The organism is Comamonas sp. GB3 AK4-5 (assembly GCF_041320665.1).
In the GTDB taxonomy this organism is placed as follows: Bacteria; Pseudomonadota; Gammaproteobacteria; order Burkholderiales; family Burkholderiaceae_C; genus Comamonas.
Genome location: NZ_CP166730.1, coordinates 3,879,572 through 3,903,083, shown reverse-complemented (window position 1 = coordinate 3,903,083; position 23,512 = coordinate 3,879,572). Strand labels below are relative to the sequence as shown.

General features: G+C 64.0%; 17 protein-coding genes. 10 read left to right on the top strand and 7 right to left on the bottom strand.

Going from position 1 to position 23,512, the window contains the following annotated elements; translation table 11 throughout:
- Window positions 1-122: 122 nt before the first annotated feature.
- Window positions 123-1,400, top strand: coding sequence for a hydroxymethylglutaryl-CoA reductase, degradative (locus tag ACA027_RS17535; RefSeq protein ID WP_370679480.1), 1,278 nt, complete (start codon window positions 123-125; stop codon window positions 1,398-1,400).
- Between the two features lie 74 nt (window positions 1,401-1,474).
- Here the strand turns inward: ACA027_RS17535 and ACA027_RS17530 are convergent, their stop codons facing one another.
- The 5 genes from ACA027_RS17530 to ACA027_RS17510 all read right to left on the bottom strand — a co-directional run bounded on the left by ACA027_RS17530 (window position 1,475) and on the right by ACA027_RS17510 (window position 8,074).
- Window positions 1,475-3,115: an AMP-binding protein gene (locus ACA027_RS17530; protein ID WP_370679479.1), complete on the bottom strand. Its 1,641-nt coding sequence runs from the start codon at window positions 3,113-3,115 to the stop codon at window positions 1,475-1,477.
- Between the two features lie 123 nt (window positions 3,116-3,238).
- Window positions 3,239-3,964, bottom strand: a complete 726-nt coding sequence (locus tag ACA027_RS17525) for an ABC transporter ATP-binding protein (protein ID WP_370679478.1) — start codon at window positions 3,962-3,964, stop codon at window positions 3,239-3,241.
- Complete coding sequence (locus tag ACA027_RS17520; protein ID WP_370679477.1) at window positions 3,957-5,786, bottom strand: ATP-binding cassette domain-containing protein; 1,830 nt, start codon at window positions 5,784-5,786, stop codon at window positions 3,957-3,959. Before ACA027_RS17520 ends, ACA027_RS17525 begins: the two co-directional genes overlap by 8 nt.
- Window positions 5,786-6,706, bottom strand: coding sequence for a branched-chain amino acid ABC transporter permease (locus tag ACA027_RS17515; protein WP_370679476.1), 921 nt, complete (start codon window positions 6,704-6,706; stop codon window positions 5,786-5,788). The genes ACA027_RS17520 and ACA027_RS17515 overlap by 1 nt, the downstream gene beginning before the upstream one ends.
- Before the next feature lie 177 nt (window positions 6,707-6,883).
- The gene (locus ACA027_RS17510) at window positions 6,884-8,074 is read right to left on the bottom strand and encodes an ABC transporter substrate-binding protein (protein WP_370679475.1); all 1,191 of its coding nucleotides are present in this window, start codon (window positions 8,072-8,074) and stop codon (window positions 6,884-6,886) included.
- Window positions 8,075-8,594: 520 nt separating this feature from the next.
- Between ACA027_RS17510 and ACA027_RS17505 the strand changes: the two genes are divergently transcribed.
- From ACA027_RS17505 to ACA027_RS17465, 9 genes are all read left to right on the top strand, one after another.
- A complete protein-coding gene (locus ACA027_RS17505; RefSeq protein ID WP_370679474.1) occupies window positions 8,595-9,152 on the top strand; it encodes a sigma-70 family RNA polymerase sigma factor in 558 nt (185 codons plus the stop codon).
- 44 nt (window positions 9,153-9,196) lie between these two features.
- Entirely contained in the window at window positions 9,197-10,168 is a 972-nt protein-coding gene (locus tag ACA027_RS17500) for a FecR domain-containing protein (RefSeq protein WP_370682618.1), read from the top strand.
- A 179-nt stretch (window positions 10,169-10,347) separates the two neighbouring features.
- Window positions 10,348-12,897 carry a TonB-dependent siderophore receptor gene (locus ACA027_RS17495; protein WP_370679473.1) on the top strand — a complete coding sequence of 850 codons (2,550 nt, stop codon included), beginning with the start codon at window positions 10,348-10,350 and terminating at the stop codon, window positions 12,895-12,897.
- Between the two features lie 355 nt (window positions 12,898-13,252).
- Window positions 13,253-13,537, top strand: a complete 285-nt coding sequence (locus ACA027_RS17490; RefSeq protein WP_370679472.1) for a hypothetical protein — start codon at window positions 13,253-13,255, stop codon at window positions 13,535-13,537.
- A 1-nt stretch (window position 13,538) separates the two neighbouring features.
- Complete coding sequence (locus ACA027_RS17485) at window positions 13,539-15,254, top strand: PepSY-associated TM helix domain-containing protein (protein ID WP_370679471.1); 1,716 nt, start codon at window positions 13,539-13,541, stop codon at window positions 15,252-15,254.
- Complete coding sequence (locus tag ACA027_RS17480; protein WP_370679470.1) at window positions 15,251-15,598, top strand: DUF3325 domain-containing protein; 348 nt, start codon at window positions 15,251-15,253, stop codon at window positions 15,596-15,598. The genes ACA027_RS17485 and ACA027_RS17480 overlap by 4 nt, the downstream gene beginning before the upstream one ends.
- 105 nt (window positions 15,599-15,703) lie before the next feature.
- Entirely contained in the window at window positions 15,704-16,882 is a 1,179-nt protein-coding gene (locus ACA027_RS17475; RefSeq protein WP_370679469.1) for an efflux RND transporter periplasmic adaptor subunit, read from the top strand.
- A complete protein-coding gene (locus ACA027_RS17470; protein ID WP_370679468.1) occupies window positions 16,876-18,882 on the top strand; it encodes an ABC transporter permease in 2,007 nt (668 codons plus the stop codon). The genes ACA027_RS17475 and ACA027_RS17470 overlap by 7 nt, the downstream gene beginning before the upstream one ends.
- Window positions 18,883-18,884: 2 nt before the next feature.
- Window positions 18,885-20,291, top strand: coding sequence for an efflux transporter outer membrane subunit (locus ACA027_RS17465; protein WP_370679467.1), 1,407 nt, complete (start codon window positions 18,885-18,887; stop codon window positions 20,289-20,291).
- Between the two features lie 207 nt (window positions 20,292-20,498).
- Here the strand turns inward: ACA027_RS17465 and ACA027_RS17460 are convergent, their stop codons facing one another.
- Both ACA027_RS17460 and ACA027_RS17455 read right to left on the bottom strand, forming a co-directional pair.
- A complete protein-coding gene (locus ACA027_RS17460) occupies window positions 20,499-21,962 on the bottom strand; it encodes a sulfatase (protein WP_370679466.1) in 1,464 nt (487 codons plus the stop codon).
- 89 nt (window positions 21,963-22,051) lie between these two features.
- A complete protein-coding gene (locus ACA027_RS17455) occupies window positions 22,052-23,461 on the bottom strand; it encodes an MFS transporter (protein WP_370679465.1) in 1,410 nt (469 codons plus the stop codon).
- Between the last annotated feature and the right edge of the window lie 51 nt (window positions 23,462-23,512).

Below are 23,512 nucleotides of genomic sequence, written 5' to 3'. Positions count from 1 at the left end.
GCTGAACTGTACCTGTCTGAAAGGGTACAGCGCGCCTAGAGTCATGACCAGCGTGGCAACACCAACATGACAGGGCCGGGCAACCGGTCCACAGCGGGCAGAAAAAAGCCCAAGGAGCACAAATGGGGATGGATTCCAGAGTCAGTGGCATGCGAGATATGCAGCCGGCAGAGCGTTTGGCCGTGCTGGCCCGTGCGGCCGACATGAGTCCTGAGGATGCGCAGCTGCTGGCCGGGCCGGGCGCCCTGCCATTGGGCACGGCCGACGGCATGATCGAAAACGTGGTCGGCCTGTTTGAGCTGCCCATGGGCGTGGCCACCAACTTCCAGGTCAATGGTCGCGATGTGCTGGTGCCCATGGTGGTGGAAGAACCCTCGGTGGTGGCGGCGGCATCGTTCATGGCCAAGCTGGCGCGCAGCAGCGGCGGCTTTCTCACCTCTTCGTCCTTGCCGCTGATGCGTGCGCAGGTGCAGATGGTGGGCATGACAGACCCGCATGGCGTACGCCAGGCCGTGCTGGCCCGCCGCAGCGAGATCGTGGAGTTGGCCAACTCCAAGGACAAGGTGCTGGTGGGCCTGGGCGGTGGCTGCAAGGACCTGGAAGTGCATGTGTTCGAGCACACACCGCGTGGCCCCATGGTGGTGGTGCACCTGATCGTGGATGTGCGCGATGCCATGGGTGCCAACACGGTCAACACCATGGCCGAGATGGTGGCGCCCTTGCTGGAGCGCATCACCGGCTCCAGCGTGCGCTTGCGCATCCTGTCCAACCTGGCGGATTTGCGGCTGGCGCGGGCATCTGTCACCTTGAGCCCCGAACAGCTGACCAGCGCCCAATACCAGGGCGAGGAGGTCATAGAAGGCATTTTGGATGCCTACACCTTTGCCGCGGTCGACCCCTACCGGGCGGCCACGCACAACAAAGGCATCATGAATGGCATCGACCCCGTGATCGTGGCTACCGGCAACGACTGGCGTGCGGTGGAGGCCGGGGCCCATGCCTATGCGGCGCGTTCGGGGCGCTATACCTCGCTGACCCATTGGGAAAAGAACCGGGCAGGCCATCTGGTGGGCACGATCGAGCTGCCCATGCCGGTGGGCCTGGTGGGCGGTGCCACCAAGACCCATCCGCTGGCCCGCTGGGCGCTGCGCCTGATGCAGGTGGGCAGCGCGCAGGAGCTGGGTGAAATCGCTGCCGCAGTGGGGCTGGCACAAAACCTGGCTGCCATGCGGGCACTGTCCACGGAAGGCATTCAGCGCGGCCATATGGCCTTGCATGCCCGCAACATCGCCATGCTGGCGGGTGCTGAAGGCGAGCAGGTGCAGCGCATTGCCGCGGCGCTGGTGGCGGAGCGCAATGTCAGCGTGGACCGCGCCAAGGAGCTGCTGGCAACGCCTTGATGCAAAGCCCTGCCGGCCTCCTGCTGTAAAGCGGAGGCTGGCAAAAGGCTTTTCTCAGCGTTTTCTCCGCGTGTCTAGCCGCGCTTTTTGCGCTTGCGCAGATCGATCATGCCGGGCAAGGAGCGCGGGTCCGTGTCCTTGGGGAAGATGGCGTGCTTCTGGATCTTCTGCGTGCCGGTGGTGGGAATATGCTGGGCGAACCACAGCCAGCCCGGAGCTTTGTAATAGGCCAGGTTCTGGTGGCAGAAGTCGAACAGTGCCTGCGCGATCTGGTCGCGGTCCTGCTCCGCAGCGCTGGACAAGGGCTTGAGGACCACACAGGCCAGCACCTCTTCGTCACGTATCTCGTCCTGCACCGCCACGACGGCGGCGTTTTCCACCCAGGGGTGGGTGACCAGCAAGGCCTCGATTTCGGCGGCCGCAATGTTTTCGCCGGAGCGCCGGATGATGTTTTTGCGCCGGTCCATGAAATGGAAAACACCTGTGGCGTCGCGCACCACCATGTCGCCGGTATGGAACCAGCCGCTGCGCCAGGCCTGCTCGGTGGCCTCGGGGTCGTTGTAGTAGCCGGAGAAGAAATCCTGCCTGGGGCTGTGCTCCGAGTGGCGTATGACCAGCTCGCCCACGCTGCCGTCGGGCACTCGCTGGTCTTGCTCGTCCACAGCGCGGGCCTCCAGTCCTTCGCCGGGCCGGTCCTGGCCAAAGGCGCGTGTGCCAACCTGGCGCGGGGCATGGCAGTCCATCATCACCCTGACCATTTCGGTCATGCCCCAGAGCTCCAGCAAGGGCACGCCAAAGCGTTCTTCAAATGCGGCATGCAGCTGCGGCTCCACGCCAGCTCCAGCCGCAAAGCGCAGCTGGTGGGCGCGGTCCAGATCGGAGGGCGGCTGGACGAACAGCATCTGCATGATGACGCCCAGGTAGTGGGCAATGGTGGCGCGGGTCTGCACCACCTCCTTCCAGAACCGAGAGGGCTGGAAACGGTCGCTCTGGATCTGGCAACCGCCCGTGAGCAACATGCAGAAAAAGGACAGGATGGAGGCGTTGACGTGAAACAGCGGCAGCGGGTTGTACAGCCGGTCTTGCGCTGCAATGGTGGCCAGCCCGCCCAAGCGGGCATAGGCCTGTCCCGCCGCCAGCTCGTAGCGGTGGGACAGCACGCAGCCCTTGGGCCTGCCCGTGGTGCCCGAGGTGTACAGAATGCTGGCAGGCGTGTCGGCACCGACCAGGCCCGGTTCCGCGCTGCGCGGGCAGGGCGGCAGGGCGGTGGCGAATGCCTCCAGCGCCACCACGGGAGGCTGGTGGCTGCTGTGTGCCAGCGCTGCCTGTGTGTGCTCCAGCCGGTCTTGCAAGACCACCAGCAGATCGACCTGGGCATGGTCGATCAGATAGGCGTATTCGCGCGGCCGGTAGTCCGGGTTGACGGGGACGCAGCATGCGCCCAGCGCATTCAAGGCCAGCTTGTGCAACATGTGCTCGGGGCGGCTGTCCAGCAGCAGCCCCACGCGATGCCCCAGACCATAGCCGGCAGCCGCGTAGTGCTGCATCAGCTGGCGGATGGTATCGGCCGCCTGCTGGTAGGTGATTTCACAACCTGCGGGCAGGTAGTTGCGGGCCGGATTTTCGGGAATGCACAACAGGCTGTGGTGGCGATAGCGTTCTGCAGCGGAGAAAAGGGCTTCTCCGATCGTGCTGTCGGCGTGGATGTCGATCACGGGAACTCCCAGGCGCCGCGAGGGCGCCTTGTCTGCAAAAAGGGGAGGCGAGCCATGCGCTGTGGCCTGGTCGCCCGGTGAAAGAAGCGAGGGGGGAGAAATGAGATAGGGAGGGCGCGGTCGTCAGTGGCTGCCCAGATAGGCCGCACGCACCTTGTCATCGCTGCGCAGTGCGGCGCTGGAACCTTCCAGGGTGATTTTTCCGGTTTCCAGCACATAGCCGCGGTCGGCAACGCCCAGGGCCTGGTTGGCCATTTGCTCCACCAGCAAGATGGTGATGTCGCGCTGCTTGAGGCTGCGCACAATGGCGAAAATCTCTTTGACGATCAAGGGCGCCAGGCCCAGCGATGGTTCGTCGAGCAGCAGCAGCTGAGGCTTGGCCATCAGCGCGCGGGCAATGGCCAGCATCTGCTGCTCTCCGCCGGACATGGTGCCGGCCATCTGGTGCTGGCGTTCCTTGAGCCGAGGGAAGGCCTGGAACTGGGCCTCGATGTCGTGTTCCAGCTCGGCGCGGCTGGCCTTGCGGTGGTAGGCGCCCAGCATCAGGTTGTCGCGCACGCTTTGGTCGGCAAAGACCTGGCGACCCTCGGGCGATTGGGCAATGCCCAGTGGCACCCGCAGGTGGCCGGGCATGCGGGTGATGTCCTGGCCCTTGAAGAAAACGCTGCCGGAATGCGCGGGCTCCAGGCCCGAGATCACCTTCATCAGCGTGCTTTTCCCGGCACCGTTTCCGCCAATCATGGTGACGACTTCGCCGGGATGGACCTCCAGCGAAATGCCTTTGAGTGCCTCCACTGCGCCGTAGCGGGCCTGCAAGTCTTTCACTTGCAAAACAGGGGTGTCATGCATGCTTGTTTTCCAATGAATTCACGTGGGTGGCAGGAGCGAGCTCCTCGTCATCGTCCGGCGCACCGAGGTAGGCGGTGATCACGCGTGGGTTTTTCTGCACTTGGGTGGGCGTGCCTTCGGCAATTTTTTCGCCGTAATCGAGCACGATCACATGGTCGGAAATCGCCATCACCAGGTCCATGTGGTGCTCGATCAGCAGCACGGTGATGCCTAGCTCCTTGATGCTGCGGATCACGCCGGTCAGCTCTTCCGTTTCCTGAGGGTTCAGGCCCGCTGCGGGCTCATCCAGCAGCAGCAGGCTGGGCCGGGTGGCCAGCGCGCGCGCCAGCTCCACCCGACGCTGCAGGCCGTAGGGCAGGCTGCCTGCGGTTTCATGGGCCTTGGCGTCCAGCCCCAGGAATTGCAGCACCTGCATGGCCTGGGCCGTGGCGTCGTGCTCTTGCCTTGTCGCCGAGGGAAGCCCGAACAGATAGGCTCCAAAGCCGGCGGAGATATGCTGGTGCAGCCCCACCTTGACGTTGTCGATCACGCTCATGTCGGCAAAGAGCTTCAGGTTCTGGAAGGTGCGACCCAGGCCCATGGCACAGATCTGGTGGGCCGGCTTGGACAGAATGCTCTCGCCGCAAAAGCGGATCGTTCCCTTGCTTGGCGGGATGATGCCCGAGAGGATGTTGAGCAGCGTGGTCTTGCCCGCGCCATTGGGGCCGATCAGCGAATGCACATGGCCTGGCTGGAGGTCTATGGTGATGTTGTTGGTGGGCACCACGCCGCCATAGGCCTTGTACAGCCCTTCGGTTTGCAGCAGCGGGCCTTGGACATTGACCGTGCGTGCGCTGGCCAGCTCGCGCAAGGAGGCGGTTGGCAGCGGTATGGCCTTGCCTTGCGAGGCAGGCTTGCGCTTGGCAAACAGCTTGGACACTGTGCCCGACAGTCCGTCGGGCATGACATACAGACCGAACAGCAGCAGGGCACCATAGGTGAAATGCTGCACACCGGGCCAGCGGGCCAGGAAGGCGTCCAGCAGCGTGAGCACCAGGGCGCCCAGCAGCGGGCCATAGACCGACTTGCCGCCGAACAGCACGATCAGCAGAAAGAAGATGGACAGATTGAAGGTGATGAAGTCGGAGTTGATGTACTGGTTTTGCTGTGCCACCAGCGCGCCAGCCAGACCGCAGGTGACGGCACTGATCACAAAGGCCAGCACCTTGAATTTGTAGACGCTGACGCCCACGCTTTCTGCCGCGACTTCAGCGGTGTTCACCGCCATGAAGGCCCGGCCGAACTTGCCGCTGAGCAGCGAGCGCATCATCAGATGGGCTGCGACCCCCAGCGCCAGGACCAGCCAGACCCATTCGCGCATCTCGAAGATATGGCCGTTGATGGACAGGGGCAGCACGCCGTAAATGCCTTGCTGGCCGGCAAAAACGTCCTGCCATTCCGAGACCACTTTTTCCACCACCACGCCAAAGCCGATGGTCACCATGGCCAGGGCCGGACCTTTGACGCGCAAGGCGGGCAGCGCAATCAACACGCCGAAGACGCCGGCCACGACACCGGCCGCCAGCAAGGCCATCCAGGGGTTCCACTCCATGCGGGCGGTCAGCAAGGCTGCGGTGTAGGCACCGACCGCAAACAGGCCGGCATGGCCCAGCGACTTCTGCCCGGTGTAGCCCACCAGTACATTGAGGCCGGAGGCAGCCAGATAGTTGATGCCCACCATGAAAACGACCTTCAGGTAAAAGCCGTTATCTGTCACCAGTGGCAGCAGTGCGGCGATGGCGGCAAAGATGGCCACGCCGGCAAGATGTTTGTATTGCCCCATCAGACTTTCTCCACCAGACGCTGGCCGAGCAGGCCTTCAGGCTTGAGCACCAGAACAAAAATAATGAGCAGGAAGATGCTGATTTCCCGCAGCTCGGCCTGCCACAGACCGACCATGGCTTCCAGAATGCCCAGCAGGAAACCACCCAGCATGCAGCCGCGCGGGTTGCTCAGGCCGCCGACGATGGCGGCCGAAAAAGCCTTCAGTGCCAAGGTCAGGCCCATGAAGACCGAAGCCGTGGTGATGGGGGCAATCAGCAGGCCGGCAATGCCTGCCAGGCTGGAGCTGACGATGAAGGCCAGCACGATGATGGCGGTGACATTGATGCCCATCAGCACCGCTGCAGGGCCGCTTTGCGCCACGGCGCGCACGGCCTTGCCCAGACGGGTTTTGCGCATGATGAGGTCCAGGCACAGCATCAGGGCCACGCTGATGCACAGCACCAGAATCTCTTGCGGCAGCACGCCGGCGCCGCCGATGCGGATGACATCGTTGCCCAGCGGGGAGGGCATCACCATGGGTGAAGGGCCCCAGATGGCGAGTGCAATGTTCTGGACAATGATGCCGAAGCCTATGGTGCTCATCACCCATGCCAAGCCGGGCTTGCCAAAAAAGGGCCGCACGGCGGTGTAGTACAGGACCACGCCCAGCGCGCCCATCAGCACAAAGGTGGCGGCCAGGCTGAGGCCGTAGCGCGCCAAGGTGACCTCGGCGATTTCCAGCGAGCCTTGCAGATCGTGGCCGGCCAGCAGCAGCAGCACGGAAACCCCGATGAAGGCCCCCGCGACCAGGAACTCCCCTTGGCCGAAGTTGAAGGTCTTGGTTGTGTTGTAGGTAATGTTGAAGCCGAGGGCAACCAGCGAATAGATGCTGCCCAAGGCCAGGCCACTGAAGATGGCTTGAAGAATGCTGGCTTGCATTTGAGAGATTCCTATCAGCCTGGGAAACGCAGATGTGCTGCCGCAAGCAAGCGGGCAGTGCAGGTCTGTATGAATGGATGCAATGTCACGAGAGCGAGCGCTACCTGGGTGGCGCCGCTTTTTCCAACGGGAAAATCCGCCCGGCGCAAACGCCGAGCGGTGCAGGTCATGGCCTGCTTACTTTTTCAGGTCAGCAGGCTGGAAGCCCTTGATGATGTCGTCCTCGTACTTGACGACATCGCTGCCTTTCCAGCGGGCCAGGTAGAAGTCCTGCACACCAAGGCCCTCGTGGTTGGCCTTGGTGAAGGGCTTGTTATAGGTCTTGATGACGCCGGGCACGGAGTCCAGGTTTTCCAGTGCGGCGGCAACCTTGGGCCCCTCGGTGCTGTTGGCCAGCTTCATGGCGGCGGCAATCAGCATCACCGAGTCATAGGCTTGCGCGGCGGCGGGGAAGGTGGTCAGCGTGGGGAAGTTCTTGCGAATCCGCTCGCCCAGTGCCTTGGTCTTGGCGCTGGTGTCTTCCGTGGTGGAGGCCGCCATGATCAGGTGGGGGGCCAGGGTGGGGCCGGTCATCTTGGGGAACAGCGAGCTCAGATTGCCCCAGGCGCCCAGGGTGGTGGGCAGGTAGTTGATCTTTTCCATGCTGCGCACGACCTGGGCCGTGCCATCCGCCAGACCGTAGACGATGACGGTGTCGGCGCCGGCAGCCTTGATCTTGGACAGCTGGGAGGTGATGTCGGTGTCCTTGGGGCCGAACTTTTCCACGGCCACCGGTTTGATGCCGTGCAGCGCCAGGATGTCGGTGGCGTCCTTGGTGCCGCCCTGGCCGTAGCCCGTGGAGTCGGCAATGATGGCGACCTTCTTGGTCTTCGAGCTCTTGGCGGCATAAGCGCCCAGCAAGGCGGTTTGCTCGCGGTCGACCATGGAGACGCGGAAGAGGTAGTTCTGGGCTTCCTTGGCGTAGCGGGTCGTGACTTCCGTGCCGGTGGCAATCGGCACCACCACCGGAATCTTCTTTTGCTGCGGGATATGCAGCCAGGCCAGGGCGTTGCCGGAATTGGCGGGGCCGACCACGGCGGCCACCTTTTCGTTGTCGATCAGCTCCGTCATGTTCTGGATGGACTTGGGCGGCGTGCCCAAGTCGTCACGGATGACGCCCACCACCTTGCGGCCCAGGATGCCGCCGGCCTTGTTGACGTCTTCGATGGCGGCCTCAAACGCCCAGCGTCCCGAAATGCCCAGCTCGGCCACACCGCTACCGGACAGGTCGGCGTTGTAGCCAATCTTGATGTCCTGGGCGAATGCGCCTGCACCCGTCAACAAGGCTGCTACCACCGCGCTGTAGGCGAATTTCTTGCTCGTCTTCATGCTTGTCTCCTTTTATGTCATGCAGGCGAAGAGGACTGTGCGCCTTCCTGCCATGTGTTCGGCTCTGTATGGCCGACGATGCAATGTAAATTCACTGTACCCACATTAATAGGTACAGTTGATCGGTACAGCCCCTATCTGCGGTTAACCCTAGGTCTGCTGGGAACGCAGGTTTTGACAGCCTTGGCTGCCAAGCCAGCATCAGGTGTTGGTGTCGCAAATCGTGGCGCCGGTTTGCTCCCTGGGCATATTCAGTTCGCAGGAAATACCTGCCTGTCTTGCTCCTGATCGCGGAGCCGTAGGTGCAAATCCAGTCTGTGCTGGCGGCCTCAGAGCGTGTTCACGATCTCTACGCAGGCGCGCCGCGAGGAGATCATGAACACGCTCTAAATCACCGCGATTTGCAAGGCCATGGTGGAGGCCGCCCCAGGCCAGGCTGCGAAATGGAGATATAGAATGAACAAGAATTATTCTCGTTTATTCCGGCGATTCCGGTCCGCTGTGCCGGCCGCCGCTTTCCATGTCCACCGCTTCCAACACGCCGCACTCCGACATTGCCAGCCTGTACCTCAGTCACCATGGCTGGTTGCAGGGCTGGTTGCGCAAACGCCTGGGTAATGCCCTGGACGCAGCCGACCTGGCGCAGGATGCCTTTGTGCGCTTGCTGGTCACGCCGCGCCACTTCGGCACGGTGCCTGAGGCCCGCGTCTATCTGCGCACCATGGCCAATGGCCTGTGCATTGACCTGTGGCGCCGGCGCGAGGTCGAGCAGGCCTGGCTGGACACGCTGGCGGCCCAGCCCGAGGCATTGCAGCCTTCTGCGGAGCACCAGGCCATGGTGCTGCAGGCGCTGCAGGAAATCGACCAGATGCTACGCCGCCTGCCGCCCAAGGCCGCGCGGGCTTTTGTGCTGGTGATGGCCTGTCGTATGACGCACCAGGAGGCCGCGACCGAGTTGGGGGTGTCCTCGCGCATGGTGGGCAGCTATATCGCCCAGGCCATGCTGCATTGCATGCAGCTGGAGGCGCGTAAGCTGGCGTCGCCGGAGCCGGCTGCGGCATGGATGACTGCGTCGTGAGCCAGGGCTTTTTGCCTTCCGGGCCAGGGCTTCCACCTGTGCAGATGCCTTCCCTGGCCGCCATGGAGCAGGCGGCCGAATGGTTTGCGCTGCTGCAGTCCGGCACGGCCACGCCCGCCGACCAGGCGCGGTGGCAGGCCTGGCTGGCAGAGGGCGAAGCCCCAGCGGCCTGGGCTTTTGTCGAGCGCGTCAGCCAGCAGTTTCAGCCGCTGCAGCTGGACAGCAGCGCTTCCCGGCTGGCCGCCCAGGCCTATGGCACGGCCCGCCAACGCATGACGCGGCGCCAGCTGCTGCGTGGCATGGCGGTGCTGGCCGGCTCGGGCACGCTGGGCTGGGGCCTGTGGCAGCACACGCCATTGCCGCAGCAACTGGCGGCCTGGACGGCCGACCACCGCACGGCCACGGGGGAAATGCGGGCGCTGGCGCTGGATGACGGCACGCGCATCTGGCTGAACACCGCGAGCGCGGTGGACCAGCACTACACCCGCGATCTGCGCCGTCTGCTGCTGCGCTCGGGGGAGATGCTGGTGCAGACCGCGCCCGATCCGCAGCGGCCCCTGGTGGTCGACACGCCCTGGGCACGCCTGCAGGCGCTGGGTACGCGCTTTACCACCCGGCTGCAGGGGCAGGCAGGCCTGCTGGCGGTGTATGAGGGGGCGGTGCGTATCCAGCCTGTGGATGCATCGCAGTCCGTCACGGTACCTGCGGGCAGGCAAGTCTGTTTCGATGTCCGCTCCGTCGGCCCGAGTGCAGTGGTCGATCCCGTGCATGAAGCCTGGAACCGGGGCGTTCTGCTGGCCAATGGCATGGCGCTGTCGAATTTTGTGGAGGAACTGGGGCGCTATCGCCAGGGGCATCTGTCCCTGGCGCCTGAGCTGGCCGAGCTCCCCGTGCTGGGCAGCTACCCGCTGCATGACACCGATGCAGCCCTGGCCATGCTGCAGGCGGTGCTACCCATCCGGCTGCGCCACACCATGCCGTGGTGGACCCGGATAGAGCCCGCCGTACGTGGCTAGCACGGCATGCGCCGCATTGGTGGGGACTTTTTTGCGGCGCGACTTCCACTTTTTCTGGAGCTGTTCGATCAACAGAGCGAAGAACTCCCCAAGGTGCCCTACAGGCACGGCATTCAGGCCATGGCCTGGGGCGGGGCGTTCGTATCGCAGTTGACCATTTCACCGTTCCAGAGGGTTTCATGTCCCGTCGCCATCTCTTGTCTCCCAGCGCGGCTGTGCCGCGTCGCATGCCAGGCCACCGTTCTGTGGCCACCGCCATCCAGTTGCTGCTGATGGGCAGCATGGCAGGTGCCGGAATGTCTGCCGCCCAGGCCCGGAGTCCAGCCCCGCAGGCCCAGGCCGCCGCGGAAGCGGACGTGCGCAGCTATGCCATTCCTGCAGGGCCTCTGGCCGAGGTGCTGACGCGCTTTCTGGGTGAATCGGGCCTGCTGCTGGCCGGCACCACCGGGCTGGTGCAGGGTAAGACCAGCGCCGGTGTGCAGGGCCGCTTTGGCGCAGCAGATGGCCTGGCCATGCTGCTGAGGGGGACGGGGCTGGAGGCTGTGCGCCGCGCCGATGGCAGCCATGTGCTGCGGACCATGCCGGTGGTGCAAGCCACCGAGGCCGGCCTGGCAGAGGTGCGGGTCGCGGCACGTCGCGCAGCGGATGGGACGACCGAGGGAACGGGCTCCTACACCAGCCGCGTGACCAGCATTGCCTCGAAAACAGACCAGTCGTTCCGGGAGATTCCGCAGTCGGTGTCGGTGGTGACGCGCCAGCAGCTCGAAGACCAGCAGTTGCTCAACGTCAGCGATGCGCTCAAGCAGATGCCTGGTGTCACGGTCAACCGCTCCAGCTTCAGCTCCTTTGATTTCTATGCACGTGGCTTCCAGATCACCAGCATGCAGATCGACGGTGGCGCACCGCTGGCCTTGGGCGCCTACACCTATGAACCGCAGCAGGACATGGCTTTTTATGACCGTGTCGAGGTGATGCGCGGTGCCTCTGGTTTGCTGGGTGGGATGGGGGACCCGGGCGGCATCGTCAATCTGGCCCGCAAGAAGCCGCTGTCCGAGCGCAAGCTGGTGTTGGAGCAATCCCTTGGCCGCTGGGACAGTGGCCGCACCATGCTGGATGCTACGGGCGCGCTGAGCGCGGATGGTCGTGTGCGCGGGCGAGCGGTGGCCGTCTATGAAAAGCGCGACTATCACCTGAAAGACCGCAGCCTGGAAAAGCCTGCAATCTATGGCGTGCTGGAGGCGGATCTGACTCCCAGCACCTTGCTGACCCTGGGCGGAAGCTATGGTAAACGGCATGAAAATGGCTCTGGATCGGGCATGCCTCGCTACAGTGACGGACGCCCCCTGGATCTGCCGCGCAGCACCAGCCTGACGCAGCCATGGACTTTCTGGGACACCAAGAACACCGAGCTTTTTGCCCAGCTGGATCACCGCTTCTCCAATGGCTGGAAGCTCAAGACCAGCCTGACGCGGGTGAAAGCCGATGCCAATGCGGTCACGGCCTTTGTGGATGGCGCTATCGACCCCCAAACCGGAGCCGGAGCTTTTTGGGGCGGTGGCCGCTATGCGACCTCTAGCCAGCAGGACATCGTGGACGTCAACCTGAGTGGCACCTTTGGCCTGCTGGGGAAGAACCATGAATTCCTGCTCGGGATGGACTGGCAGCGCGCGCAAGGAACCTGGGCAACGGGCAAGCCGGTTGATAACTGGATGGTGCCTGCTGATGTGTTTGCCGGAAATGCCTGGAATCCCGACATGAACGTGCCGCTGACTTCGATCTTCGATCCATGGAGCCAGAAGCAAAAGGGCGCCTACGGTGTGCTGCGGCTGCACCCTTCGGACCGCCTGCATGTGATTGCAGGTGCCCGTCTCAGCCGCTATGACTTTCTTCAGGGCATTTCCAGTGTCGATGCCGCTGGCAACCGCACCCTGGATTCGCGCACCGATTTCGGTGAGCCGACCAAGGTGACGCCATATGGTGGTGTGATCTATGACCTGGACTCGCAGTGGTCGGCGTATGTCAGCTATGCCTCGATCTTCAAGCCCCAGGCGCTGCTGAAGGCAGGCCCGCAGCCTGGAACTTCGCTGGCACCGGTCAAGGGCAAAAGCTATGAGGCCGGGTTCAAGGGCGAGCTGCTGGATGGCCGCCTGAACGCCACGTTCAGCGTGTTCAACGTGGAGCGCACAGGCGCCGGTGTGGTCGATACCCGTTACACCACCAGCAACGATCCCTGGGCTGGTAACTGCTGCTATCTGCCCCAGGGCAAGGTCACCAGCCGCGGCTTTGATGTCGAGGTGGGTGGGGAAGTGCGGCCAGGTTGGCAGCTGGCGGCAGGCTATACCTTCAACCAGACCAAGGACCGCAGCACGGAGACCAGCTACAGCACCATCACGCCCAAGCATCTGCTCAAGCTGTCCACGGTCTATCGCATGCCCGGTGCATGGTCGAACTGGCAGGTAGGCGGCTCTACCCATGTGCAGAGCAAGACCTCGGTCAATGGATCGCTGTATGACGCCAACTTCAACGCGACGCCCTACCGCTTCAAAGAGGGAGGTTATGGGGTGCTGAATGCCATGGTTCAGTACCGCATCGATCCCCGCTGGACGCTGGCATTGAATCTCAACAATGTGCTGGACAAGGTGTACTACGAGCGTGTGGGCTCCACCTCGAATGGCAACTGGTATGGCACGCCGCGCAATGCGGTGCTGACATTGCGTGGATCTTTCTGAGTGCTGCCACGTCTGCACAGCCATGCTCCTGATTCAGTAGCTGGTAGTGCAGGCGTGGAAAGGTTTTGAGGCTAGAAGTTTTTGAAACCTATGCTGGAGCCCCGCGACCAGCGCCATGTCTGGCTCTCTCGGTGGTTTGCTTTTGGCCTACAAATAGGAATGATTCTTTTTACAAATGTATCATTGGGCGCCTTGAAGCAAGGCTCCGTCTTCACGCGTGCGCTGCGCAGGGCTGAGTCCGAATCCATTCCGGCTATGGGATGGCCCTTTTTGCGGTTTCGTTTGTCATGTCTTATGAGAGGGGCACATTCATGCCCCCGCCGTTCCCCACTTTTTGCTTTTGGCCATTGATTCCATGACCTTTGCTTTTGCGGCCCGACCGGGCTTTTCCATTCTTTCGCGCCTGCTGGCCGCCGTGCTGGGCGGCTATGCCCTGGCCAGCGCCGTGGCCGTGCTGCTGGCTGCTGCCTTGCCCATCCCAAGGGCCGAGGCCGTGCTGGCCGGCATGCAATGGAGCTTTGTGGCCCATGTGGTGGTGGCCATCTGGGCCTTTTCACCGGTCTCTCAGGCGCGCATGTGGGGCTGGTTGCTGGGACTGAGCGCTGCGATCTTGGCCGCAGCCTGGGCGCTGGGAGGCTGAGATGGAAATGACCGACAACAAGAAAAACGCCCAGGCCGCTGCCGCCAACCAGACGGGAGCCGGCGCCGGCGGGTTCCGCCAGGCCCAGGCCTGGCTGCACACCTGGTGCGGTCTGTGGTTTTCGTGGCTGCTGTTTGCCGTGTTTCTCACGGGCACGCTGGCGGTGTTCGAGGAATCCATTACCCACTGGATGACGCCCGAGCACCATGCCGAGGAGGCCGCACAGGCCCAGGCGCCCAAGGGGGCTGACCTGACCCAGCGCCTGGCATGGGGGTTGAGCTATATGGCCCGCGAGCACCAGGGCGCGGAGATGTGGGAGTTATGGCCTGCGGATGCGCAAGGCGGCGGTCGGTTGACGGCCTATTGGTTTGACGGCCAGCGCGAATACGCCATGCAGCGCCTGGACAATGCCACGGGACAACCCGTGGACCTGCCGCCATCCACCGTCCGCCAGACCCTGGGTGGCCACCATTTTGTGGAGTTCCACCACGAGCTGCATGCGGGCAGCTGGGGTCTGTGGATCGTGGGCTTTGCCACCATGGCCATGTTGGTGGCGCTGGTGAGCGGCATCATCACGCACCGGCGCATCTTCAAGGACTTTTTCACCTTTCGCTCGCGCAAGGGCCAGCGCAGCTGGCTGGATGCCCACAACGCGACCGGGGTGCTGACCCTGCCTTTTCTGTTCATGATCGCCTTCACCGGCATCGTGATCTCCGGCATCACCTTTATGCCGGCACCCAAGATCAGCCAATACGGCCTGGGTGAGCAGGCGCAGCAGCAGTTTTTGCGTGAGCTGGACAATCCCTATCTGCAGCAGCGCAGCGGCGAGCCGCTGGCCGTGCCGGACCTGGAGCCTTTTGCGCGCAAGGGCCAGGAGTTGATGGGCCAGGCCGTGCGCGCCGTGGTGATCTACCAGCCCGGAGAGTCGTCGGCCCGCATCGGCATTTACGGCTGGAACAGCGATGCGCAAGCCACCCAACGCCTGAGTGCGACCTCCGGCATGGTGATGTTCTCGGCCGCTACGGGCGAGGTGCTGCGCGTGCGCCTGCCGGGCGAGGTGGATGGCGGCGTGTCCTCGCAGGCGCAGTCCGTCATGAGTGGGCTGCACATGGTCAAGTTTGGTGGCTGGGCCATGAAATGGCTGTATTTTGTCTGCGGCCTGGCCGGCAGCGCGCTGATGGCCACGGGCTCCATTCTTTTCATGGTCAAGCGCCGCAGCAAGCACCAAGGCGAGTTCGGCGCGGCCACGGCCCGCGTCTACCGACTGATCGAGGGGCTGAACGTGGCCGCCATCGCCGGCCTGGGCGTGGCCTGCATAGGCTATCTGTGGGCCAACCGGCTGGTGCCGGTGGGGATTGCACACCGCGATGACTGGGAGCTGGCCGTGTTCTTCGGTCTGTGGTTGTTGACGCTGGCGCATGCGCAGTGGGTCTCTCCCACCGTGGCGTGGCGGCAGCAGTTGGCTGCGCTGGCCGCGCTGTGCCTGCTGCTGCCGCTGCTGAGCTGGCTGACCATGGGCAAGCATTTGCCCGCTTACATGGCCGAAGGCGATTGGGAGAGTGCGGGCGTGGAGCTGTTCTGTCTGGCATCCGGGCTGGCATCGGTCTGGGCCTTGCGCGGTGGCCGCCTGGGGCGCAAAACCACAGCGGACAAAGAGAGCCGTCCCGCGTGCGCGACACAGCCGGCAGACCAGGCGGAAGCCGAGGTGGCGGCATGAATGCGCTGTACGCATCTTTTTGGGCACTGGCCCTGAGCTTTGCCGGCATGGCGGCTTTGGCCTTTGCCATGGACCGCCATTACGAGCAGCTCACCGGCAGGTATGAACTGCCTGCAGCGCAGCGCTGGATGCTGCGCTGCGTGGGCACGGTGGCGCTGGCCGCTGCGGTCTTTCCCTGCGTGGCGGCCTGGGGCGCCACGGTGGGTGCCGTGGCCTGGCTGGGCTGGATTTCTCTGGCGGCCCTGGCCGTGGTGGGATTGATCAGCGCGGCACCGCGCTGGGCCGCCGGCCTGGCCTGGGCGGCGCTGCTGGCGGGTGCGCCCGCTTTCATCTGGGGGGCATGAGGCCTCCGGGGTCACTGCTTTCCGTCATTCTTCTTTCCGTAGTTTCAGGGTTTGTGCCATGGGTTTTCTGCTTTCACTGCGTCTCGACAGCTACGGGGAGGCGCTATGACGGGTGCGCAGAAACGCTGGGTGGGTCTGGGGGCCCTGGTGGTGCTGGTCGCTGCGGCCTGGGGCCTGTGGCGTTCGCAGCTTCCAGCTGCGCTCTACCAGACCGAGGCCGCAGGACGTACGGACATCGAGGCCACGGTCACGGCCATAGGCACGCTGCAGCCACGCAGCTATGTGGATGTGGGCGCCCAGGTGTCGGGCCAGATCATGCGCTTGGCCGTGGAGCCCGGGGCCCAGGTGGCCAAGGGTGATTTGCTGGTGGAGATCGATCCCAGCGTGCAGCGCGCCACGGTGGATGCGGGCCGCGCCTCGCTGGCAGGCCTGCGCGCCCAGCTGGCCGAGCAACAGGCCCAGGCCCGCTTGGCCGGGCAGCAGCTGGCACGCCAGCAGCAGCTGAACCAGCATGAGGCCACGCGCGAGGAGGATGTGCAGACCGCCGAGGCCAACCAGGCCATGGCGGCGGCCCGCATGGACCACCTCAAGGCGCAGATCAGCCAGACCCAGGCCATTCTCCAGGCCGACGAGGCCCGCCTGGGCTACACACGCATCTATGCCCCCATGGCGGGCACCGTGGTGTCGGTGGATGCGCGCGAAGGCCAGACGCTGAATGCCACCTACCAGACACCGAACATTCTGCGCATTGCCGACCTCTCGGCCATGACGGTCTGGACCGAGGTGTCCGAGGCCGATGTACGCCGCGTCAAGGAAGGCATGGCCGTGTACTTCACCACGTTGGGCGGCGCCGGCCAGGCCAAGCCCCGGCGCTGGAGTGGCGCTGTGCGCCAGGTGCTGCCAGCCCCTGCAGCCGGTCAGGCACAGGCCGCCAGCACGGGCCAGGCGCCTGCGCCGGCCACCAAGGCCGTGGTCTATACGGTGCTGTTCGATGTGGACAACGAAGACGCCGAGCTCATGCCGCAGATGACGGCCCAGGTGGTCTTTGTCACCGCCCATGCCGGCCAGGCATTGACCGTGCCGCTGGCGGCCGTGCAAGAGGGCGATGGAGGCGGGGCGCAGCTGCGCGTGCTGGATGCGCGGGGTCAGCCCGAGGCGCGCAGCGTGAAGCTGGGCGTGCGCAGCCGCCACCAGGTGCAGGTGCTGGAAGGCCTGGCGGAGGGCGATCGCGTGGTGGTCGGCGAAGCGCCGCAAGAGCGTGGCCTGCGGTGGCTGCAATGGTGAGTGCCGTGAGCGCCGCGCCGCAGGCGCAGCCCGCGTTGATCGCTTTGTGCGGTATTCGCAAGCATTACGGCGGCGGCGACAGCGGCCAGCCTGCCGTGACCGTGCTGCACGGCATTGATCTGGACATCCATGCCGGTGAGTTTGTCGCCGTGGTGGGCAGCTCGGGCTCGGGCAAGTCCACGCTGATGAACATTCTGGGCTGCCTGGACCGGCCCAGTGAAGGCAGCTACCACTTTCAGGGCCAGGACGTCTCGCAGCTCGACGCGGATGCGCTGGCCTGGTTGCGGCGCGAGGCCTTTGGCTTTGTCTTTCAGGGCTATCACCTGATTGCCGCCGAGAGCGCCAGCGAGAACGTGCAGATGCCCGCCATCTACGCAGGCCTGCCCAAGGAGGAGCGCGCAAGGCGCGCCGAAGCGCTGCTGCGGCGCCTGGGCCTGGGCGAACGCCTGCAAAACCGGCCCAATCAGCTGTCTGGCGGCCAGCAGCAGCGTGTGTCGATAGCACGGGCCTTGATGAATGGGGGGCGCATCATCCTGGCCGATGAGCCCACAGGTGCCCTGGATTCGCACAGCGGCACCGAAGTCATGGCCTTGCTGCAGGAACTGGCGGATGCGGGCCACACCATCATCCTCATCACCCACGACCGGGCCGTGGCGGCCCAGGCCAAAAGAGTCATAGAGATCAGTGACGGGCGCATCATCGGCGACAGCGCGTTGCAGACTGCGCCGGCGGGCGAGGCCCCTGCCATGCCTGTGCAGCAGCCATTGCAGCAGCTGCCGCAGTCCGCAGCCCGCCGTGCCTCTGTGGGGCTGGCTGAGCTGGCCGAGGCCGCACGCAGCGCCTGGCGCGGCATGCGCATGAACCGTGTACGCACCAGCCTCACCTTGCTCGGCATCGTCATCGGCGTGGTGTCGGTCATCGTCATGCTGGCCATCGGTGAGGGCGCGCGGCGCAAGGTGGTCGAACAGATGGGCACCATGGGCACGGCCATTCTCTACATGGGCAGCCAGCCGCCTGCAACGGGCGGGCCTGCGGGCCAGATCACCGAAGAAGACCTGGCTGCCTTGCGCGAGCTGCCCGAGATACGGCGTGTCATGCCCGTCATCGGGGACCCGGTTACGGTGCGCTTTGGCAAGGTGGACAAGCAGGTCTATGTCTTTGCCGCCAGCGAGGAGATGCCCCTGGTGCACCACTGGAAGCCCTCCCAGGGACGCTACTACACCGAGGCCGAGGACCGGGATCTGGCGCCACTGGTGGTGCTGGGCCACAAGGCGCACCAGCATTTCTTCCCCGACACCCCCCATCCGCTGGGCCAGCAGCTCATCATCGGCAGCTCGGCCTTCGAGGTCATTGGCGTGATGAGCGAACGCGGCGCGGACTCGGGTGCGCAAAACTATGACGACATGGTCTTCATCCCTTACCGCTCGGGGCGGGCGCGCGTCTACCAGGCGCAGACCCAGCCCGACTATGTGGTGGTGGAGGCCGCTTCCTCGGAGGTGGTCAACGAGGCCGAGCAGGCCATGCGCCAGCTGCTGCTGGCGCGCCACGGCGGGCGCGAAGACTTCGGCATAGGCAATGCCGCCGCACGCATACAGGCCGAGGCCGCCACGCGCCAGAGCATGGCCGTGATGCTGGGCCTGATTGCGGCGGTCTCCCTGGTCGTGGGTGGCATCGGCGTGATGAATGTGATGTTGATGACGGTGCGCGAGCGCACACGCGAAATCGGCATACGCATGGCCGTGGGCGCGCGCCAGAGTGACATATTGCGCCAGTTTTTGACCGAGGCAAGCCTTGTGACTCTGGTGGGAGGCTCCGTGGGCCTGGTGGCCGGCCTGGCCGTGGGCGTGGTGCTCATGGCGTCGGGCGTGCCCGTGGTGTTCTCCGTGCGTGCCATGGCGGGCGCTTTTGCGTGTGCGGTGCTCACGGGCCTGATTTTTGGATATATGCCCGCCAAGACGGCGGCGCGTCTGGACCCCGTGCGGGCCCTGGCAGGAGAGTAGGCATGCAAAGGGTAAAGACGGTGGTGGCCTGGAGCGCTGTCCTGGTGCTGGCAGGCTGTGCGGCTCCGCAAGGAACAGGCCAGGGCGGGCCGCAAGCCCCGGCGCTGCCGGGGCAATGGGCGCAGGATCGCACGGGTGAACGTGTGACGGCGGGCGATGTGGTCCGCCAGCGCTGGTGGCACAGCTTTGGCAATGCCCAACTCAACACCTTGGTGGAGCAGGCCCAGCAGCAAAGCTGGGATGTGGCGGCCGCAGTTGCCCGCGTGCACCAGGCCCGTGCAAGTTTGCGCCATGCGGGTGCGAGCCTGCTGCCTGAGGTGAATGCCAGCCTGGACGCCTCGCGCGAAGGCCGTCTGGATAAGCACTCCCAGGCCGCCGGCAATGGCTTCAAGGCAGGCCTGTCGGCTAGCTATGAGCTGGACTTCTGGGGGCGCAACTCCGCCACGCGGGATGCGGCACAGGCCAGTTTGCAGGCCAGTGTTTACGACAGGGATACGGTGCGTTTGACGGTGGAGGCTGCGGTGGCCAGCGCCTGGTTGACCAGCATGGCCTTGCAGGAGCGTGAAGGTATTGCACAGTCGAATCTGGCAAGCGCGCAGCGCCTGCTGCAACTGGTGCAGGCCCGGGCCGGGCTGGGTGCGGCATCTGCGCTGGAGCTGGCCCAGCAGCGTGGCCTGGTGGCCGCACAGCAGCGCGCTCTGGCGCTGATGCAGCAACAAAAGGCCGCATCACTCACCGCGCTGGCGCTGCTGTTGGGGCAGGCACAGAGCATGCCGCTGGTGCAAGACAGTCTGTCGTCTTTGCGCATCCCCGGGATTCAGTCCGAAACGCCCGCCGAACTGCTGACCCGCAGGCCCGATATCGCGCGGGCCGAGGCCAGGCTGGCGGCGGCACAGGCCAATCTGCAGGCCGCACGGGCCGCCATGCTGCCCCGCGTGACCCTGTCGGCCCAGGTGGGCTCCGGCGACGACAGCCTGCGCCGCGTGTTCGACAACCCCTTGTACTCGCTGGCAGCCGGCCTGGCCGCGCCCATCTTCGACGCGGGTCGCCTGGCTGCAGACCGCGATCTGGCCGATGCCCGGCGTGAGGAGTTGTTGGTGGGCTACCGGCAGGCCATTGTCCAGGCCTTTGGCGATGTGCAGACGGCGTTGCATGCCGTGGCTGGAACCCAGACCCAGGCCGAGGCGCAGGCACAGGAGCTGGTCCAGGCCCGCAAGGCCTTGGCCCTGGCCGAAGCCCGTTACCGGGCTGGGAGCGAGACGCTGATGACCTTGCTGGCCACGCAGCAAACGCTCTACCAGGCCCAGGGCATGGCAGTGCAGCTGCACCAGGAGCGTTTGTTGGCCAGCGTGGGGCTGTACAAGGCCTTGGGTGGTGGTTGGGAGCAGGCCGCTGTCGATCCAAGCTGATCACACCGAGCGCGTATGGGCAGGCGGCCCGCTATGTGGATACGCAGCTGAGTAAGCCTTGGAATGCAGCCATTTCGGCCGGCGAAGCGGTCATGTCGCGCCACCATGTTCACCGGATTCTTCATGTCCATTTCGGAAAATCGTCTGCATCCCGGATGACTGTCGTCGCTCCTTCAAGCAAGCAGCGGTCTACAGAGGAGGGACGGTTCAATTTTCCTCTGCGTGCTTGAACCGCAGCGCCTGGGCCAGGGCGCTGCGCCCGGTTTCCTCCAGGCGATCCAGATAGCTGCGCAAACTGCCTCTGACGTGGTAGGGGCCTCCCTCCTTTACGACATGGACGAGGGGGTCTCTTCCGCGCGCTGCAGTGGGCAGCATTTCGGCTTCCCAGGACTTGAGCAGGCCCATTCCCTTTTCAACGATATCGGGCCGCTGATCGGCGAGATTGCGTTGTTCATGTGGATCGCTCTCCAGGTCGAACAGCATGACGTCGTCGAACAAATGGTAGCCGTCATGCAAAGAGCAGATCATCATCCAGTTTTCAAAGCGAACGCCACGTTGGCAGGTCCATGCACCTTGCGAAACAATAAGGTGGGAGCGTCCGGCATCCGTTCCCGCCTTCAGGCTTTGGCTGAACGAAACACCATCCCAGGTTTCTGGAACACTCTGGCCTAGCAATTCCAAAATGGTGGCGGTGACATCGATCTGGTAGTGAAAGGCATGCTGTTCCCGTCCCGCCTCGATGCCAGGCCATTTGAGGAGCAGGGGAATGTTCGTGGTGTATTGATCTGCTGTCTGATGATCGCCGTAGATATTGAGCTCGCCCAGGGTTTCACCATGGTCGGATGACAGCAGCACGGCGGTATCACTTGCAACGCCAAGTTCCTCCAGCTGGGCCAGCAGCCTTCCCACATATTCATCGGCAACCAGCACCCCGGTGTCGTAGCCATCGAACATGGCGCGAACTGCCGCCATGTCTGGGATGCTTTGAGGCTGGCGTGGATAGTGGGCGCGGGCGGCTTCGTCTGGTGCAAAGCCCGTGCATTCCTGTGCGCTGTGTGGGCCACAGCCCCGCCAGTGGTTGCCGCGCACCTCTTCGGTCAACCATGCAGGCAAGGGGGTGTGGGCAAAAGGCTCTCCATACTCCGGAGCGGCCCGGTAGGGCGTGTGTGGGTCCCACATATGCACATGCAAAAACCAGTTGTCTTCCTGGCCATGTCGTGCCAGCCAGTTCGATGCCAGGGCATGGACCTCGTCCGCAGTCTCATTGCCAAACTTTCCCACGTTGTAGGCTTCATTAAAGCCGGCGTACCAGTGAAATGCCGAGTGCCGTTGAGCGAATGAGCTGACACTCACGGTCTTCAATCCCGCTTGTTGCAGGCGGAAGGGAAAGCTGTCGAGGTGAAGCTGCGATCGGAATTTTCGGTTGAGGTCGTCGATGACCGGATCAGCGTCTTTGCCGCCGTGATTGACGACGCCATTGTGGATGCCGAAGCGGCCGGTCAGCAACGCGGTACGGCTTGGTAGACATGGCGTGTCCGAGGCGTGGACATTGCGGAACAGCAGGCTTTGGGATGCAAGCTTGTCGATGTTGGGGCTGGTGTTGCGATGGTAGCCATAGCATCCGAGGTGATCGGGGCGCAACGTGTCAATATCAATATAGATCAGTCGCATTGGTGGTGCCTTTTATGACGATAGGGGCGGCGTGGGCATTGCACTTTCGCCGGCAGGGTTGAGCCAGGTGAAAAGCAGGGATGTGGAGATCAGTGCGGGGGCGAAGTCCTCTGGCGCTGGCGCAGCGCACCCCGTATCTGCGCGTGCGCGGCAGGAGAGACTGGATAGAAGAAGGCGAACAGCATGGCAATGCTGAGCAAGGTGATGGGGCCTTGCCACAACATGGCCCATATGCCCGAGATTGCCGCTGGTGTCTGGGGTTGATTGGCGATGAAACCGACAGCGTCGAGAAGGTGCCCGACACCGCCTACAGCGATGGCCAGTGAGCTTTTCAGCGTGAAGGCAAAGACACCGAAGATCGTTCCCTCGCCACGGACGCCGGTACGCCACTCGCCATACTCCACGCTATCGGGAATCATGGCCCACATGGCAAGCATGGTGGCGGCGCTGGCGAATCCGATGATGGCAAGCAGGAAGAGCAGGGCAGTGATGCTTGGCGTGCCCAGCCAGCCAAGGACGGCATAGGTGCAGATGCCAAGGATGCCGCCGGACAGGGCGACCAGCCGCTTCGAGGTGCGGCGCATGACCCAGGCCCAGAACGGGATGGTGATGAAGGCCTGGAGTGTGACGATGCCCACTGCAAGCCCGATCAAATCCTCCCTGAGCAAGGCGTACTTCATCACGTAAGGAAGCGTCTTCGACAAAAAGGTTCCAGTCGCTGACAAGGCGCAGGCCATGCCACAGACCAGCAACAGGGCGCGGTTGTGCAGCACGACCGCCAATGCGTCGCGTACCGAAAGCGTATGTGCATCGGGCTGGGTGCGCTCCTTGGTGGCGAAGAAGGTGAAGAGAAAGACGGGAAGAGACAGTACGGCGTACAGGATCATCACCATCAGGAATCCATGCTTCTCGTCCGCCGGGCTGAAGACATGTACCAACTCCAAAGTGGACAGGGCCACAAAAAGACCAGCGGCCTTTGCACACAGCATCCGGTAGGCGGCAAGGCTTCCTCGTTCCCTGCTGTCATCCGTCAGCGTTGCCATCAGCGCGTTATAGGGCATGGACAAAACGGTATAGGAGGATCTGAACAGCATGTGCGAGCCCAGAACCAAGGCCACCAAGCTGGCGCCTTGGGCGCTGGTTGGAATAAACATGGTGACAAAGCTGATGGCAAGCGGGATGCAACCGAACAGCAGATAGGGGCGGTAGCGACCCCAGCGCGAGCGCGTGCGGTTGGCGATATATCCGGCCACCGGGTCGCAAAAGGCATCCCACAGCATGGCTCCGCCAAAAATCCAACCGGCGATGATGGGCGACAGACCCAAAACGTCGGTGTAGTAGTACAGGAGGTAGAGCGTGGTCGTCTCCCAGTACAGGTTGAACGCAAAATCGCCGATACCGAAGCCGAACTTGGTCCGGAACGGGAGGCTTTCAGTGCGCTCTTGCGCGGGAGCCAGGGACGCAGGCAACGCTGCGGGGTCGAGATTCACAAGCGCCATTGAGTCGTCTCCTCAATACGAAATTTCTGTGATCGACCGCGTTAGCGTTCG

Bases quoted from the DNA above. Each gene is read 5' to 3' on its own strand.
- ACA027_RS17535 (WP_370679480.1), top strand. From the start codon at position 123: ATGGGGATGGATTCCAGAGTCAGTGGCATGCGAGATATGCAGCCGGCA.
- ACA027_RS17525 (WP_370679478.1), bottom strand. From the start codon at position 3,964: ATGCATGACACCCCTGTTTTGCAAGTGAAAGACTTGCAGGCCCGCTAC.
- ACA027_RS17460 (WP_370679466.1), bottom strand. From the start codon at position 21,962: ATGCGACTGATCTATATTGATATTGACACGTTGCGCCCCGATCACCTC.
- ACA027_RS17515 (WP_370679476.1), bottom strand. From the start codon at position 6,706: ATGCAAGCCAGCATTCTTCAAGCCATCTTCAGTGGCCTGGCCTTGGGC.
- ACA027_RS17490 (WP_370679472.1), top strand. From the start codon at position 13,253: ATGACCTTTGCTTTTGCGGCCCGACCGGGCTTTTCCATTCTTTCGCGC.
- ACA027_RS17510 (WP_370679475.1), bottom strand. From the start codon at position 8,074: ATGAAGACGAGCAAGAAATTCGCCTACAGCGCGGTGGTAGCAGCCTTG.
- ACA027_RS17495 (WP_370679473.1), top strand. From the start codon at position 10,348: ATGTCCCGTCGCCATCTCTTGTCTCCCAGCGCGGCTGTGCCGCGTCGC.
- ACA027_RS17470 (WP_370679468.1), top strand. From the start codon at position 16,876: ATGGTGAGTGCCGTGAGCGCCGCGCCGCAGGCGCAGCCCGCGTTGATC.
- ACA027_RS17520 (WP_370679477.1), bottom strand. From the start codon at position 5,786: ATGGGGCAATACAAACATCTTGCCGGCGTGGCCATCTTTGCCGCCATC.
- ACA027_RS17465 (WP_370679467.1), top strand. From the start codon at position 18,885: ATGCAAAGGGTAAAGACGGTGGTGGCCTGGAGCGCTGTCCTGGTGCTG.
- ACA027_RS17505 (WP_370679474.1), top strand. From the start codon at position 8,595: ATGTCCACCGCTTCCAACACGCCGCACTCCGACATTGCCAGCCTGTAC.
- ACA027_RS17480 (WP_370679470.1), top strand. From the start codon at position 15,251: ATGAATGCGCTGTACGCATCTTTTTGGGCACTGGCCCTGAGCTTTGCC.
- ACA027_RS17455 (WP_370679465.1), bottom strand. From the start codon at position 23,461: ATGGCGCTTGTGAATCTCGACCCCGCAGCGTTGCCTGCGTCCCTGGCT.
- ACA027_RS17485 (WP_370679471.1), top strand. From the start codon at position 13,539: ATGGAAATGACCGACAACAAGAAAAACGCCCAGGCCGCTGCCGCCAAC.
- ACA027_RS17475 (WP_370679469.1), top strand. From the start codon at position 15,704: ATGACGGGTGCGCAGAAACGCTGGGTGGGTCTGGGGGCCCTGGTGGTG.
- ACA027_RS17500 (WP_370682618.1), top strand. From the start codon at position 9,197: ATGCCTTCCCTGGCCGCCATGGAGCAGGCGGCCGAATGGTTTGCGCTG.